13 protein-coding genes and 1 pseudogene (1 of these 14 cut by a window edge) are annotated in these 16,628 nt (G+C 42.5%); 1 reads left to right on the top strand and 13 read right to left on the bottom strand.

Features of this window, described 5'->3' with window-relative positions:
* Nucleotides 1-186 precede the first annotated feature (186 nt).
* The 12 genes from ORD22_RS02300 to ORD22_RS02245 form a co-directional block, all read right to left on the bottom strand.
* Nucleotides 187-2,187, bottom strand: coding sequence for a helix-turn-helix domain-containing protein (locus tag ORD22_RS02300; protein WP_317644253.1), 2,001 nt, complete (start codon nucleotides 2,185-2,187; stop codon nucleotides 187-189).
* Nucleotides 2,188-2,383: 196 nt separating this feature from the next.
* A complete protein-coding gene (locus ORD22_RS02295; protein ID WP_317644252.1) occupies nucleotides 2,384-3,370 on the bottom strand; it encodes an electron transfer flavoprotein subunit alpha/FixB family protein in 987 nt (328 codons plus the stop codon).
* A 29-nt stretch (nucleotides 3,371-3,399) separates the two neighbouring features.
* Nucleotides 3,400-4,173, bottom strand: a complete 774-nt coding sequence (locus ORD22_RS02290) for an electron transfer flavoprotein subunit beta/FixA family protein (RefSeq protein ID WP_317644251.1) — start codon at nucleotides 4,171-4,173, stop codon at nucleotides 3,400-3,402.
* A 34-nt stretch (nucleotides 4,174-4,207) separates the two neighbouring features.
* Nucleotides 4,208-5,647, bottom strand: coding sequence for an MFS transporter (locus ORD22_RS02285; protein ID WP_317644250.1), 1,440 nt, complete (start codon nucleotides 5,645-5,647; stop codon nucleotides 4,208-4,210).
* Nucleotides 5,648-5,771: 124 nt separating this feature from the next.
* The gene (locus ORD22_RS02280) at nucleotides 5,772-7,253 is read right to left on the bottom strand and encodes an aldehyde dehydrogenase family protein (RefSeq protein ID WP_317644249.1); all 1,482 of its coding nucleotides are present in this window, start codon (nucleotides 7,251-7,253) and stop codon (nucleotides 5,772-5,774) included.
* Nucleotides 7,254-7,271: 18 nt separating this feature from the next.
* Entirely contained in the window at nucleotides 7,272-8,402 is a 1,131-nt protein-coding gene (locus tag ORD22_RS02275) for an acyl-CoA dehydrogenase family protein (RefSeq protein ID WP_317644248.1), read from the bottom strand.
* 21 nt (nucleotides 8,403-8,423) lie between these two features.
* Nucleotides 8,424-9,620 (bottom strand): acyl-CoA dehydrogenase family protein, encoded by a 1,197-nt coding sequence (locus ORD22_RS02270; RefSeq protein WP_317644247.1) that lies wholly within the window; start codon nucleotides 9,618-9,620, stop codon nucleotides 8,424-8,426.
* 31 nt (nucleotides 9,621-9,651) lie between these two features.
* On the bottom strand, nucleotides 9,652-10,089 hold the full coding sequence (locus ORD22_RS02265; RefSeq protein WP_317644246.1) for a Zn-ribbon domain-containing OB-fold protein: 438 nt from the start codon (nucleotides 10,087-10,089) through the stop codon (nucleotides 9,652-9,654).
* Between the two features lie 10 nt (nucleotides 10,090-10,099).
* Entirely contained in the window at nucleotides 10,100-11,260 is a 1,161-nt protein-coding gene (locus ORD22_RS02260; RefSeq protein WP_317644245.1) for a thiolase C-terminal domain-containing protein, read from the bottom strand.
* Between the two features lie 97 nt (nucleotides 11,261-11,357).
* Complete coding sequence (locus ORD22_RS02255) at nucleotides 11,358-11,693, bottom strand: MaoC/PaaZ C-terminal domain-containing protein (protein ID WP_317644244.1); 336 nt, start codon at nucleotides 11,691-11,693, stop codon at nucleotides 11,358-11,360.
* Nucleotides 11,694-11,708: 15 nt separating this feature from the next.
* Nucleotides 11,709-12,152 carry a MaoC family dehydratase N-terminal domain-containing protein gene (locus ORD22_RS02250; protein WP_317644243.1) on the bottom strand — a complete coding sequence of 148 codons (444 nt, stop codon included), beginning with the start codon at nucleotides 12,150-12,152 and terminating at the stop codon, nucleotides 11,709-11,711.
* A 12-nt stretch (nucleotides 12,153-12,164) separates the two neighbouring features.
* Nucleotides 12,165-14,315: an acetate--CoA ligase family protein gene (locus ORD22_RS02245; RefSeq protein ID WP_317644242.1), complete on the bottom strand. Its 2,151-nt coding sequence runs from the start codon at nucleotides 14,313-14,315 to the stop codon at nucleotides 12,165-12,167.
* A 274-nt stretch (nucleotides 14,316-14,589) separates the two neighbouring features.
* Between ORD22_RS02245 and ORD22_RS02240 the strand changes: the two genes are divergently transcribed.
* Nucleotides 14,590-15,204: a hypothetical protein gene (locus tag ORD22_RS02240; RefSeq protein ID WP_317644241.1), complete on the top strand. Its 615-nt coding sequence runs from the start codon at nucleotides 14,590-14,592 to the stop codon at nucleotides 15,202-15,204.
* A 44-nt stretch (nucleotides 15,205-15,248) separates the two neighbouring features.
* Here ORD22_RS02240 and parC read toward each other — a convergent pair.
* Nucleotides 15,249-16,628: pseudogene (gene parC, locus ORD22_RS02235) on the bottom strand (DNA topoisomerase IV subunit A) (it continues 1,015 nt past the right edge of the window).

The raw sequence follows: 16,628 nt of genomic DNA, 5'->3' as shown, positions 1-16,628 counted from the left end.
TACTTGCGATAATGAGACGAAAGCGATTTTTTTTCGACAAATTATGCGCACGTCTCATTATAATTACTTCGCAAGTTTTCTTCAACTCTTTATATGATTTCTACATAAGTTCTGTTTACTGCTTATCAATACGTTCATTTTATGATTTATTACACCATGTGGATCGCTCAGCTGCTTTTAGACGAATCATCCCATGTTATCTAACCAATCTCGCATCCGTTTATATACGCTTGCTGATGGCTTTGCTACGCCTCTTTCTATATTGCTAATATAGGACGTCGAAATCTTTAATTCATTAGATACTTGTTGTAACGTCATGCCTAATTTCGTGCGTCTCTCTTTAAAATCGCTACCGATTTTATTATAGACCTCTTCCTTACCATGTAATAAAAAAGGGTTCGTTGGATTTTTAACGGTGTTCTTCCTTTCAATCGGCTGGTAATAGGTAATAATTTCGTCAGGTGGTGCTATACTAACGGTGGCTTCTTGCCATATTCTAAGCCACCCCTTTTTTTCTACGCAACTTTCATCCCAATTATTATATTGCCAAAACGAGATGACGCGTTCTTCTTCCAAAAGATCAAGCGCCTTTTCAAAGCGGTCCCGTATGCGTGATGGTGCTTGGGAATCTAGTTGAACGTCCAACTTTTCGAGTAATGTACTAATTTTATGCGGCTGAAGATAGCTCGCTTTACGCGCTTGTGTACGCCAGCGCCAACTTAAATAACGAATTAATTTTTTCTCCCATTTTCGTTGATACGGATTAAATTCAACCGCTTGATTTGGCTGCAACTTCACTTGCCTGCCTGATCCTTTTAAAAAATGCTCGAATGCCTCTCCAATAGTTACTAGAAATACGTCATTTTGTTGATCCATAGTGAATGAATATGGATGACCCTTTTCAGAAGTAAATAAAAACGCGCGTCCTTGTATCGGCTTCTTGACCGCTTTCCCTTGTTTGTACACTACAATAGTGTCCATCTCAATCCATAAACTCTGAATAATAGAAAGCGCTTTCAAAAATTGCGTGCGTTGTTGCTTTTCAAACCCACCTCTCCTACCTGTTCCGCCTAATTTTGTTTTCAATCCTCGACTGTGTAATAAGTCATCTAGACGGATTTTAACGTGATCTGAAGTGTCTGAAGATCGCGTTAAATAGAGATGGCACAATGTATCAAGAACATCTATATCTAACTCAGTTATATGATTGGCTAACTCTTGCATATCCTCTCCATTATCAGGTGCCTGTACATTGTCTAAAGGAACTAATTGGACAGAACCGCTAAGTGTATTATTTTGTATAGACGCCCTTGGCCACTCACCATACTCGTTTTGTATAAACTTTCTATTGGACAGAGCTTCGGTAATGAACTGGTAAATAGGATTACTCATCACGGTGAAGTTATTATTCTTTACCGTCGTTTCAATATGCTGGTGTTCTGCTACAGGATGACTAGCTTCTAACATAGTTGTAATCTGCTTCATAGGGTCTTTCTCCACTTCAAACTGAACAACTATTTCTGGAATCCATTTCTTCATATACATGTTGACAACATCGGTAAAGGTATCGATAAAATTATCATTGGTAGCAAAGTTACTATTCATTTTCTGGAAAAATAATCGATTGAGCTCTTCTTTATCCATTGAATGAAGGTGCTCATAGCCATAATTTTGAACCATTTCTTCTAATGCATGATTCAATAAATACGTTTTAAATAATTTTCTAAACCCTTCCCATGATTGTTCATCGTTTAGCCGCGTATTCAACTTCAACATTGCTTCGTATTTTTGGAAGAGTTTATTTAGAATTTCCCATTTTAGCGTTGGTTTATTTTCTAATAGAGGGATGAGGTGATGTTCATTTGTACTGTAAAATTTAGCTGTCAGGAACTCGGTGATTCTTACTAGCATTTCATCTCTTGCCTTTATTCTTAATTTGAAAAACAGATCAAAATTTTCTTCATACTTTTGCTGCCGTACAATAAACGTTTCTGATTTGCTTCTTGGAAAAATACAAGTACTCTCTATCTTGTACTTTAACTTTTCGGAAGGGAAATGTAGTAAATAATCATAATCAAATTGATTTGGCTGACGATCATATAAAATAATCACTTGAAAATCATCAATTTTGTTCGCTAGTTTTTCAAAATGATTCGTTTCATTCAAAGGTCTATCGGAACCTATCAAGACTATTACCCCCAATAACACCAAGTTTCGATTAGTTTATCACATTTTTACAGAATTTTCTATTCACTTTTCACGAATTCAGGGAATGTGAGGAAATTACGACTAAAAGCTAAATAAAAAACAGTCCAGTATGTTCGAAGGAAACGAACGTACTGGACTGCTCCTATTCAAGATAACACTTCAAGCCTTAGATCACTTACGATACTAACGCGCCTGCCAATTTAATTTCTTCAATGAACAAAGGAAGTACTTCAAATAAATCGCCTACAATTCCATAATCCGCTACATTGAAGATGCTCGCTTCCTCATCACTGTTAATTGCGACGATTACTTTTGAGTTAGACATTCCCGCCATATGCTGGATTGCACCTGAGATTCCAACCGCGATATAAAGATCAGGTGTAACGACTTTTCCAGTTTGTCCGATTTGTAAGGAGTAGTCACAGTAACCAGCATCACAAGCGCCACGAGAAGCACCTACAGCGCCGCCAAGCAGATCCGCTAGCTCATAGAGTGATTGAAAGCCTCCCGCGCTCTTAACGCCGCGCCCACCTGCAATTACGATTTTCGCTTCTGACAAGTCCACACCTGTCGTCTTCTTGCGAATCACTTCTTTGACAATTGTCCGTAAGTCTTTTACATCGACTGCTTTAGCTGTAATGACACCCGTTCGACTTTCGACTTTTTCAAGCGCGGCAATATTATTCGGACGGATAGTCGCAAAAACTAGTCCATCACCTTTTATTACTTTCTTTTCAAACGCTTTACCAGAATAAATCGGTCGTGTAAAGATGACTTGACTACCATCGTTTTCAATCGCCACAGCATCTGATACTAATCCTAGATCTAGGCGGCTTGCGATTTTAGGTGTGACATCTTTTCCAGCTGCAGTATGGCCCATAATGACGCCTGCTGGATTTTCTTCCTGCATCACTTCCATGATCACTTGTCCGAAGCCTTCTGACGTATAGTTCGCTAAGTTTGCATGGCAAACGGTAATGGCACGATCTGCACCATACTGAATCATTTCTTCCGCCGCTCGCTGTAACTCGCCATCTCCCATGACTAGCGCCACAACTTCGGCGTGAGCGTGTACTTGTTTTGCTGCTGCAATCGTTTCAAAACTGACTCTACGGAGAACACCTTGCTGTAATTCACCGATTACTAGTATTTTTTCACTCATTGTAAAACTCCTTCCTATCGTTAGATGGTTTAGATCACTTTTGCTTCATTCGATAATAGATCCACTAGTTCTTTTACTTGGCTTGCCATTTCTCCTTGTAGCATACGACCTGCCTGCTTTTTAGGAGGGAGGAAAATTGAAACTGTTGCTGTTTTCGATTCGACATCGTCCGAATCCAAGTCCAGATCGTCTAGTTCCAACTTCTCTAACAGCTTCTTTTTCGCTTTCATAATGCCTGGCAGTGAAGTGTATCTAGGTTCATTCAGTCCTTGTTGGCATGTTACGAGCAATGGCAGCGACACTTCGATTTTTTCCAGATCACCTTCAACGTCCTTTTCGATTTTTGCAGTGCCGTCTTCAATTTCTAGTTTTACGATCGTCGTAACGAATGGAATCGTTAAACGTTCTGCTAATCGAGGGCCGACTTGTCCGCTCGCTTCGTCAATGGCTACATTACCAGCAAGAATTAAATCTACCTCTTTATCTTCGAAGAATTTCTCTAAAATTTTGACTGTTGTATAGGAGTCTCCTTCTTCTAGGTCATCATCGGTGTCAATCAGTACCGCATGATCCGCCCCCATAGCTAAAGCAGTACGTAATTGCTTCTCTGAGTCCTCATTCCCGATCGTTACGACTGTTACCGTGCCACCGTGTTGATCGCGCTGTACAATCGCTTCCTCCACCGCGTATTCGTCATACGGGTTAATAATAAACTCTGCCCCACTCTCGTCAATTTGACCATTAGTGACCGTGATTGCTTCCTCTGTATCAAATGTTTTTTTCAATAAAACGTAAATATTCATGAAAAATCTCCTCTCTACACGCTATTTGCCATTCTTATTTTATTTCCTCAGGTTTTAACGGCTGAGGAACAATCGTTGTATCTACTAAATCTTCACTACTGTGAATTCCAGGGATAGCTCGTGGAATAAGTGGTAAAAACAATAAGGCGATTCCGATGAAAATCATGATGATCCATGAAGTATTGGATACCGCTGCCACCATATTGCCGTTTGCACTAAAAATCGAGAAGGCCACTAGCGCAAACGAAGCACCCATTCTTTGTGCAATGGTTTCAATTACTGAATTCGTAAATGTCACGACGTTCATCCGTTCTGTTGCAGCTTCCGATACAATGAGAGCTTTCACAGCCGGTGTTTGGAGGCCTACACCTATACCGATTAAACTCATAGTGATGAACAAATATATAAACGATGTTGTTAGTGTAACGAAGTTCAACATAACGATCCCAGAAGCGAATACGAGAATACCTGTACCGATAATCAATCGTGCAGAGAAGTTCTTTAGTATTTTACCTGTGAAATAAGCGGCTGTTGATGTGCCTAGGAATACGGCCATCTGTAGAAAGCCGACTGTTGTCGCATCTTTTCCTTGAACGCTTTGGACGAAAAATGTCATTAAGTACATGACGCCGGTATAACCTAAGAAAATAAACACGGCAATTGTTGTCGGTACCCAGAAATTGCGATTCGCTACGTAGTTAATATCTAGTAGAGGTGAATGTTGCTTTCTCTCCACGATGATTAACGCAGTCAATGCGATGAGGAATACTACGAATGAAGGGATCCACATACCAGATGAGATACCAAAGCTATTAATGAATGTAGGAATCGTCAACAGACCAAGTAATAGAACGATAACAAAAATCAATCCTAGTACATCCAACTTGTGTCGCTTAACTGTTTTCATTTTTGGTACGAAGCTAAATAATACAAGTGCGATCATACCGAGAACAGCCGTAAGCAAAAAGCTTGCTTGCCAGTTGACTATATCAACGATCATCCCACTAATAACCGGTCCAAATACGGAGCCGATAGTAATAAGCCCTAAAAATGTTCCGATTGCTTTACCACGGTTGGCTCCTTTCATAAGCCTTCCCGCGTAAGCAATGCCTGACGGTGCAATCGCTGCTCCTGATACTCCTTTAAAGAATAAACCGAGAACGAGCACCCAGAAAGAAAAGGAGAACGCGACGAGCAAGGATCCAAGGACCATGAAAATCCCACCGATTAAGATGACTACCTTTAATCCGTAAGAGTCGCCGATCCAACCGAGTAGAGGCTGGAATCCAGTCAGACCAACTGCTAATCCTAACTGCATCCATACTGCATAACCAGGCGTTAAGTTAAATTCCTGAATCATATGCGGATATGCAGGAAGATGCGTTGCTAAACTTAACATAATAAAGAACGCCCCAAAACTGATTAAATAGAGTCCTCTATTAATTGACTTGTCATTTGCCGCTGTTTCTCTCATAAAGTGACCTCCTCCTATATATTTCATGACAGTTATTTAGTAAAGCGACATTCAGTATGTTCAGTCTATTTGTCGTGCTAAAAATAAGGGATCTGCACAAATGCAGACCCTACTCTATTGCTACTTAACGAATGTTGATGACGCAAGCTTTTTCTTGTGTGTATTCAAGGATTGAGTCTGATCCGTAACCGCTTTCTTTGACACCGCTAAATGGTAAATCCACTCCGACTCTAGCATACGTATTCACCCATACATTACCTGCTTGGAGCTTATCAATTAGACGATGTGCTCTGCCTAGATCTTTTGTCCACACACCAGCCGCAAGACCGAAGCTTGTATCATTAGCAATTTGAATCGCTTCTTCTTCCGTATCAAACGGAATCGCCACCGCCACAGGACCGAAGATTTCTTCACGGCATAGCTTTTGATTATTGTCCGTCACCTTCACTAGTGTTGGGGCAACCCAGTAACCGTTCGCGTATTCAGGTTGACCTGGCAATACATGTTCCCCGCCATATTTTCCGCCAAATACGACTTCATACGCATCTTTCGCTGTTTCGTCTATATAAGAGCAAACTTTCTTATACTGCGCTTCGTTAGCGATTGGCCCCATCGTATTGTTTTTATCTAATGTATCCCCATGTTTTACAAATTCACTATCCGTCATCAATTCTTTCATATGAGCGATAACTTTATCGTAAATTGTGCGCTGGATCAGCATACGGGATCCCGAAACACAGAGCTGACCAGAGTTACGTGTGAAAATCCCGCTAATTAATCCGTGAGCTGCTTGTTCAATATCTGCATCTTCAAAGACGATATTTGGTGATTTCCCACCGAGTTCAAAGATTAACGACTTCGGTGATTTTGCCGTCGCTTTTGTAATCATTTCAGCTGTCCCGATTGAACCTGTTAAGCTCACTTTGTTTACTTCTTTATGAGCGACTAAGTAATCACCTATCACGCGTCCGGAACCTGAAATTACGTTGAGTACGCCTGGAGGCAAGATTTTTGAAATGAGTTCACCGTAGCGCAACGATCCGACCGCTGCACTTTCAGATGGTTTCATAACAACTGTATTTCCAGCAGCTAACGCGTAAGCCGCTTTTATCGTAAACGTGAATAACGGTGCGTTCCAAGGGAGGATTCCGACTACGACTCCGTAAGGCTTACGTAGCGTAAATCCAAAGTCACCTGTTCCCATTTGTACCGTACGTCCTTGTGAGCCTAGTAGCGCGGCTGAACCTGCTGCGTCATACCATACTTGCTTCAACACTTCTGCAAGATAGCCATACTCATCGAGGACCCAGCCGTTATTGCGCGTTTCGAGTTCAAGTAACTCTGTCGCGTGCTCCGAGATCATATCCCCAACTTTTCGTAAGTAGTCGCCGCGCGTACGAGCCGAAAGACTGGACCAATTTTCAAATGCGCCACGCGCTGCTTGGATCACTTGCTCGGCATCTTCAATAGAACTAGACGGGATGACTGCCCACGTTTCTCCTGTCGCCGGATCAATACTAGTTGTCGTAGCTCCGTCTTGTGCGGGTACCGACTCACCATTGATGACATTCCCGTATGCTTTTACTTGCTCTGTTACTTGTGTCATATAATTTCCTCCTTTTGATTACCAGCCTAATGAAGCAACTACTTTCTCTTGATAAAAAGGTGTGGAACCTAAATATTGATCATAATAACGCGCACGTTTTACATATAAATGGCAATCGATTTCTTCTGTAAATCCAATGCCTCCATGGAGCTGAATGTTCTGTGAAGCTGCTTCAATAAATTTCTCGGTTGCATACGTACGTGCGCTATATACTGCTGCTTCACGATCGATTTCCTCGGTATCTACTACCCAATTGGCGTAGTAGCTCAATGAACGAGCGATTTCTAAATGTACTTTCATATCCACGATGCTGTGCTTGACTGCTTGGAAGCGACCGATGGGTTGACCGAACTGCTCACGAATTTTCGCATATTCCGCAGCCATGTGGACCACATGTTCCATAGCCCCAACCATATATGAACTAAGTGCCGCATTGAAGTACAGTAGACCTTCTTGAAGTTGTTCCCACCCTTTATCGATTTCGCCTATGATTTGGTTTTCGGTAATTACCAGTTGATTGCATTCGATTTTCGCGACATGCTTCGCTTCGTCGAATGATAGTTGTCTTTCGATATTCAACTCATCTACTGCATCGATCAAGACAAGTGTCAAACCATCATCTTCGTCTACACTCGTACGAACGACTAGCAAAAATGCATCTGCTAATTCTGCTTCAGGTACAAGAATTTTTGTACCGTTCAATACGTACTGACCGTCTTTCTTTGCTAAAGAGCATTGAATGCCTTGTGGTGAAAAGTCATTGAATGGTTCCAGTGCTGCGAAAGACACTTGCTTTTCTCCAGCCGCAATAGCTGTTAGATAATGTTGCTTTTGCTCGTCCGTACCATATTTTTTAATAATCGGTACAACTAAAGCGTTCGTTTCCATAAATAATCCTGGGACTAGTGAACGGCCTAGTTCTTCAACTGTTGGGACTAGGTCTAGTGCTTCTAAATCTAAGCCATCGTATTCTTCCGGAATATTGATACCGCAGCATCCTAATTCTGCCAGCGTACGATATACGTTCTTTAAGTTATCGGGATTGTTTGCAATCATTTCCCGAGCGACTTGCGTACCGCCAGATTTATCTAGCATTTTACGAATATGTCCACGAAACATCTCTTGATCTTCTGTTAGTGAAAAGTCCATAGTTCATCCCTCCGCTATCTATTAACGTCCCATATCTTTCGGTAATCCTAATACTCTTTCACCAATTGTATTTCGCTGCACTTCGCTCGTACCGCCACCGATCGTTTGACCGAATGAAGCGAGGAATAAACGTTGCCATTTGGAATCTACAGCTGCGTCCTTATCCCATAACACACCTTGGTGACCTTGGATCTCTACCGCGAATGAAGACAACTCTTTATTCAACTCACTGACGACTAATTTATCAATCGAGCTTTCAGGTCCTGGTTGTCCGTTCTTTACGGTCATTGTTAGGTTTCTATAGTAATTTAATAGTGATCCACGCACGCGAGCATAGAAGCCTGCCATCTTCTGTCTAATTAATGGATTATGGATGAGTGGCTGTCCATTCACTTTATATTGTTGCGTTAATGTCACTGTATCCTCAAATTGCTTTTCCAATGTAAAGAGTTCAGCACCAATTCCTGTACGCTCATGCAGCATCAATGCAATTAATACATGCCAGCCTGAATCAACTGCTCCAACGATATCTGCATCTGTTGCGACCGCATCTGTTAAATAGACTTCGTTAAAGTCTTTATGACCGTCCATTTGAACGATTGGAAGTGTTTCTACACCCGGCTGGTCCATATCTATTAAGAACACGGTAATGCCTCGATGCTTTTTTTCTGGCACAGTGCTCGTTCGCGTAAGCAAGAAACATTTATCGGCTACGTGACCATAGCTCGTCCATACTTTCTGTCCGTTAATGAGCCAACGATCTCCGTCTTTAACAGCACGTGTTTTAAGTGCTGTTAAATCTGACCCTGCACTTGGCTCCGAATACCCTTGACACCAAATTTCTTCACCCGTTAAGATTTTCTTCAAGTATTTCTCCTTTTGCTCTTCAGTACCCATATCAATTAACGTAGGGCCTACCATATGTATCCCTATATAGTTAATGAGTGGCGGTGCTTTGACACGTACCATCTCTTGGTGATAAATAATTTCTTCCATGAGGCTAGCATCTCTACCGCCATACTCTTTCGGCCAAGCGATTGCTGCCCAACCACCATCATAGAGCTTTCTTTGCCAAGCTCGTAAATATGCTGAGTATTCATCGAGTTCCTCCGGTAAATCTCTTTTGCCTTCTAGCCATCCTTCCGGAAGATTCTCTTCAAGCCATGTGCGTAGTTCGGTTCTAAACCTTTCTTCCTTTTTAGTAAAAGAGAAATCCATAATCCCTCATCCTTTCTATCTCATCTATCGATCAGTTCGTCACTGGAACCCATTGCGGTAGCGCTCGGTCTTCCGTAATATCTACCCAAGTCATTTGGATAGGTAGTCCAATCTTCAACTCTTTTTCTTCGCAATGTAAAATGTTGCCCATGATTTTCACTTCCGGCACGTCGTCTAGCTGTGCTAATGCGATAATCGTCGGTAACTCATTTTGGAAGCCTGGCAAGAACGGCCGATACGAAACGACATATGAATAGACTGTCGCTTGAATATCATCTCCAAAGTTTTCCCAGCTAACATTTTCACTTCCACACTTTGCGCAACTAGGACCTGGAGGATGTGCATAGGCTTGGCAGTCATCACATTTTTGAAGCGCCAATTGATGCTTATCCGCTGCATCCCAGTATGGTTGATTATCTTGATCTTTCAATGGAATCGGTTTTTGGTATGCTGTCGTTACGTGTTTCATACTATTCCTCCTAGTTTCGTAAAATCATAGCACCGGCGATATCTGGTCCCGCCCAGCCGGTACAAATTCCGATCTTGCAGTCTTCTACTTGGCGATCGGTACCTTTATAGTCATGGCGTAATTGCCTAACAATTTCCAGCGCGTTGTTCATGCCGTGGGTATAGCCTTCAGACAACATTCCACCCGCCGTATTAGTTGGTAGTTTACCGCCAATTTTTAAGTTCCCTTGTGCGACAAACTCTCCTACTTCCCCGCGCTTAGCGAATCCGTACGCTTCTAGTTGACGCAATACGACCCAGCTAAAGCAGTCATAGATGGATGCGACATCAATGTCTTTGGGTGTCACACCTGCGTTCTCGTAAACTTCTTGCGCTACGTAATCAGAAGCTACTTGGTCAATGTCATTCCAGTAATGCGTATGTGGGTGACATTGTCTTGCGGACATCCCCATAATATAGACTGGTCTTGATGTGCAGTCTTTTGCTTTCTCCGCAGATGTAACAATAATGGCGTTCCCTTCATCAAGTTCCAAGCAAGAATCATGGATATTGAATGGGTAGCTAATATCTGGTGTCGCTAAATACTCTTCCATCGTTAATGGTTTACCGTGTAAGAAGGCATTCGGGTTACGCTGCGCATGCTCATAGAAACTCAAGCAGACATGCCCTAAATGTTCTTTTGTGATGCCCGTTTCATGCATATGACGTGTCGCATACATACCGAACCACTGGGATGGACTTGCCGAACCATAAGGAATAACAAAACTTCCACCAGATAAAGCACCTTGTAGCATATCCGGATCATAGCCACGGCCCACTCGTGTTCCTGAACTACCATTCATCGAGCGGTAGATCAATACTGTCGTTAACATGCCAGATTCAATAAGTGAAACGGCATCAGCAATCAACATTTCTGTACTCGCTCCGCCACCTTGAATATCTTTTACGTATTTAGGTCGAACACCTAAGTACGTGGCTAACTGGTGGGATGTACAGGAATCATTTTCGTTATAATTCATGAACCCATCGATGTCTGTTGCTTTTAAGCCAGCATCTTCTATGGCGGCTCTCGCTGCATCGAGTGCTAAGTGAAGAGGCGTTGTGCCCGACTTTCGTGAGCGTTTACTTTCTCCTACGCCGACAATGGCATAGCGATCTTTAATATTTCCCATCATTCATTCCTCCTATTTCACAATTCCTTAGTCATTCAGTTCTAGAATCGCCTTTCCAGATCCAACGACTTCACCCGATTTCTTTTCGGCTGTCAAGTCAAGAGCGATGCAGCGAATCGACACTCCCCGAACAGCGAATTTCATCGCCTGGAAACGTCATGTTCCCGAAACGCATGTTGAAATTGACGACTCTTGCTTGCTGCGCCGCGATTTTCATCACATACTCTCCTAGAAAGCCCATCACGAGCATGCCGTGTGCAATGACTCCATCCATTCCAATCTTTCTAGCAAACTCATCGTCAAGGTGCAGAGGATTAAAATCCCCTGAAGCACCTGCGTATTGAGCGAGTTGTACTTTTGTAATTGGCGGTTTCATCATCGGTTCTGTTTTTTGACCCACTACTAGTTCTTCCAACACCCAATCTTTAATCATTTGATAGCCTCCTCCTTATTTCGCCAGTGAACGATAGACGATATTCATGCGGCTAATACAAACTAATTCGCCTGTCTCATCTTTCATTTCTGTATCTAGCTTTAAAAACTGCATGTTCCCACTTTTACCTTCTTTATCGTATAAGTCACTAACTTTTAGCTGGCAATGTAGACGATCACCTACTCGAACCGGTTTATGGTAGATAAATTCTTGTTCTCCGTGAAGCATTCTACGATGATCCAAATCGATAGGTAACTCTACATCTCCATTATTCATAGCGATTGGGAAGGTCGGTGGAACGATCAAGCCTTCATATGCGGATTGTTTTGCATAACTCTCATCCGTATACAATGGATTGTTATCTCCAATCGCAGCAGCGAATTGGCCGACGTGGCGATTTTCTACTTCGAAAACATATTCTTTACTCGTTAATCCGATGATGCTTTTATCTAAATCCATTGTTCATCCACCTCACGTTGTAATAATCAATGCATCTGCCGCAACAATGCCATCTTCATAAACAATTAACGGATTAATATCAATCTCTTGAATTTCATCTGCGTAGTCTTGTATTAATGCAGATACTTTCAGTAGCACGTCGATGATCGCTTCCGTATCGACTGCATGTTTATTTCGAACACCTTGTAGTAATTGATTACCTTTTAACTCTTCCATCATGTCGATTGCATCTTGTCTCGTAATAGGAGCGACACGGAAAGAAACATCTTTGAATACTTCTACAAATACGCCACCGAGTCCGAACATGATGACAGGTCCGAATGTCGGATCATTTGTCACACCAACAATAACTTCTACGCCTTCTGACAACATTTGCTGAATAGAAATTCCGTGGATATTCGCTGTTGGGCAATGTTCTTTCGCGCTTTTGTAGATCTCTTGGAAAGCTCTTCGTACGTCTTCATCGTTCTGTACATTTAATCGAATCCCGTTTACTTCCGTTTTATGTGGAATATCAGGTGAATCGACTTTTAAAACGACCGGATAGCCAATTTCATTTGCGAAAATCACAGCTTGGTCTTCTGTAGTAGCCACCGCGCGTTTCGTCGTTGGAATTCCGTAAGCAGACAAGATTTCACTTGACTGGGATTCGCTAAGCGTTTGATTTTTAGGCAATAAATGGTGGATATTCTTCTTCGGTGTCTCGTTGCTAGGTGCATGTTTCTCTTGCACGTTCGCCTTTCTGTACGCTTCCCCGTAATCTACTAGCTTGGCCAGGGAACGGATAGGGTTCATATCCCCACGAACAAATGGGATTCCGTTATCCTCTAAATATTGTGTACTTTTCGGAGTAGACATCCCTTCAAGTGGGAATGTCGTAACAAGTATGAACTTATCCGTGTTCTTGCAAAGCTCGACGAACTCTTGCAGAATAGGCGTGTGCTCATCCCAGTGAAGCGGGAATTCTGAAAAAATAATAATGTCTGTCTCCGGATCATTGACCAGTACTTTTAGCGGTTCAATAAAGAGCTCTGGATGTGTAATCGATGCAGCAGCAGTTAAATCGATAGGATTGGAAGCGCTTGCAAAACTAGGGATATTTTTTTCGATTTGACTTTTAATCTTGTCGCTTAATGGATGAATCGTTAATCCGTGAGATTCGCATCGATCGGTTTCATTGATGCCTCTTCCCCCTGAACTCGTAACGATTACTGTATTTCGTCCAGTCGGTATTTTATTTGATAAAAATAATTTTGAGAAGGACACAATATCATCGTAATCATCTGCACGTACAATCCCAGCCTGTTTAAAGAAACCGTCATATATTTGGTCAGCACCTGCTAATGAGCCGGTATGTGATGCTGCTGCTCGGCTACCTGCACTACTGCGCCCCGATTTCATAATAACCATTGGTTTATTGATCTCTAGTGCATACTTTGCTAGCATCCGTAACTTCTCTGGGTTTTTCTCGCCTTCTAAATAGCCGCTTGCGACTTTTGTTTTCGGATCATGTAGCATATACTCGATGACATCGGAAAAACCTACATCGACTTCATTACCTACGCTCACAAAATAGTTAAACGTTAGACCGTGCTGTGCAGCGGCAATATATGTTAATACGCCAAACGCACCACTTTGTGTAACAAATCCAACTTCACGTCTTTTTCCAAGCGGTACAAGAGTTAGTCCAGGGGAGAACGTTCCCATTAATCCGTTCGTTGTATTAAGCAGTCCCACACAGTTAGGACCGATTAAGCGCATATTGTATTGAACCGCAATTTCTTTTAAGCGATTTTGTGCAACTATGCCTTCCTCGCCAATCTCTGAATAGCCAGACGCAAACACGATTGCAGCTTTAACACCACTTTCACCGCATTCTATTAAACAACTTTCTACTTGATTGAGCCCGACACATAGAATAGCTAGATCAACTTCATGTGGCGTATCCCCTACGCTTGAATAACAAGGTAAGTTTGCGATTTCTTTCGATTTCGGATGAATCGGATAAATGTCTCCTTCAAATCCTCCATCTATCAGTGCTTTCAATTGCAAGTAACCTATTTTGTTCGTATTCTCAGAGGCCCCCATAACCGCAATACTCCGTGGACTAAATAATGGATCCAATTCAATAGTTGATTGTAGTACTTCATTCACCATGCTCATCTACACCTCACCTCTCCGCTTCTGTTAGTACTTTTTATTTCATTCCTTGGATAGAATCATAACAAAGTGTTTTTTCCTCTATATTTTCTTTTATGGAGTAACTAATTAATCTTATTAGGACTATAAAAAGACTACATCGTGGCGGTGAACCATTGATAGGGAAGAGTTTTTCGAATTTTTTATTTTCTGATAAGTATACATAGTCCCGACTTTTATGAGAGATAGACACGACATTGGAGAAAGATAAGCGCTTAGTATGTGGAATGTTATAATTGTGATAGATTTGGATACAGTACGTGACCGCGCGAATGCTGCCTCGAACCGCGCCATTGCCACTCGCAACCGAGCCAAAGCTGCCTCGAACCGCGCCATTGCCACCTACAATCGAGCCAAAGCTGCCCAGAACCGCGCCATTGCCACCCGCAACCGAGCCAAAGCTGCCCAGAACCGCGCCATTGCCACCTACAACCGAGCCAAAGCTGCCTCGAACCGCACTATTGCCACCTACAACCGAGCCAAAGCTGCCCAGAACCGCGCCATTGCCACCTACAACCGAGCCAAAGCTGCCCAGAACCGCGCCATTGCCACCTATAACCGAGCCAAAGCTGCCCAGAACCGCGCCATTGCCACCTATAACCGAGCCAAAGCTGCCTCGAACCGCGCCATTGCCACTCGCAACCGAGCCAAAGCTGCCTCGAACCGCGCCATTGCCACCTACAACCGAGCCAAAGCTGCCTCGAACCGCGCCATTGCCACCTACAACCGAGCAAAAGCTGCCCCGAACCGCGCCATTGCCACCCGCAACCGAGCCAAAGTTGCCCCAAACGATGATTCACCACCAGACCTCGCAAAACTCCTTACATGTAGTAGCGCTATCCTGTATGAATAATAAAAAGGGTTAGAAATCGCGATGATTTCCAACCCTTTTGATATTTATTTACTTTCTTTTTTCACCGAAGACACTTGAACGATTTGTCCGTCCTTGGTTTCGTCTACGACCGCACTTCCGGTTGATTGCCGATTGGTGTTCTTTAACGCCATCGGATCGACTTCAACTTTTTGGTTTTTGGCTGTCAGTAGGACGAAATCTTCGTCGTCTTTTACGGCTTTCATATCCACAATACGATGCGGATTGGACTTTAATTCTTTTACAACGGTTACGCCTCTAAGGGCTCTTGAGCTAGTTTCGAACTCTGAAATGTTCATTCGCTTGACAGATCCGCGCTGCGTCGCGAGGAAAATATTCTTCGTTTGGTCTGTGATGACTTCAAATGCTACTAGTTCGTCTTCTGGCTTTAAATGAATACCTCTGACGCCGCCTGTACGGATGCCTGTAATCGCGAGCTCGTTTAACGCGAAACGTAATGAATAGGCTTGATTGCTGACGAGTAGAACATCTTCTGTTCCCGTCACAAGACGTGCGCCTACTAATCTTTCGCCTTTTTTGACGTTCATCCCTTTGAATGAGCGGTTATAACGTTGTACTTGGAAATCAGATAGTTTCGATAGTTTAACGTTGCCATTGGACGCGGCTGTTAAGACACATTGATTTTCATCAAAGCTTTCAATACCAATAACATCCACTAGTTCTTCGTTAGGTTCGAGCCCGACGATACTGGATAGATGCTGTCCTAAATCACGCCAACGGATATCTGGGAGCTCGTGGACTGGCTGATAGATATAATTACCGAGTGATGTGAACAACAATAGATGATGCTGCGTATTCATCGTCATTTCTAGTAGATTATAATCATCTTCCTTCATTTCTTGCCCTTTACCGCCCGACGCTGAATAAGAACGCATGCTTGTGCGCTTCACATAACCACTTTTCGTTACGGATACCATCACTTCTTCGCTCGGAATTAAAATATCCAAGTCCACTTTCAACTCCTCAATCTTCTCTTCAATGACAGAAAGACGAGGTTCCGCAAACTGCTTGCGGATCATTTTAATTTCTTTTACGAGAACAGAAATTAGCTTCGATTCACTTGCTAAGATGCCTTCGAGTACTTCAATTGACGCACGAAGTTCTTCTTCTTCCTTCTTCAATTCCGTAATATCCGTATTCGTCAGACGATATAACTGCAACGAAACAATCGCTTCTGCTTGAATTTCAGTAAATTCGTAAGCATCCACTAAGTTTTGTTTCGCATCTTTTTTATCTTTTGAGGCACGAATCGTCTGAATGACTTCATCTAAAATAGACAAAGCTTTCATTAAGCCATCGACGATATGTAGACGGTCTTTCGCCTTACGAATATCGAATGCAGAACGTCTCGTGATAACTTCTTTTTGGTGATCGATATATGCGTC

It is taken from the genome of Sporosarcina sp. GW1-11 (assembly GCF_033088395.1).
In the GTDB taxonomy this organism is placed as follows: domain Bacteria; phylum Bacillota; class Bacilli; order Bacillales_A; family Planococcaceae; genus Sporosarcina.
This window is presented reverse-complemented; position numbering and strand designations above follow the sequence as displayed.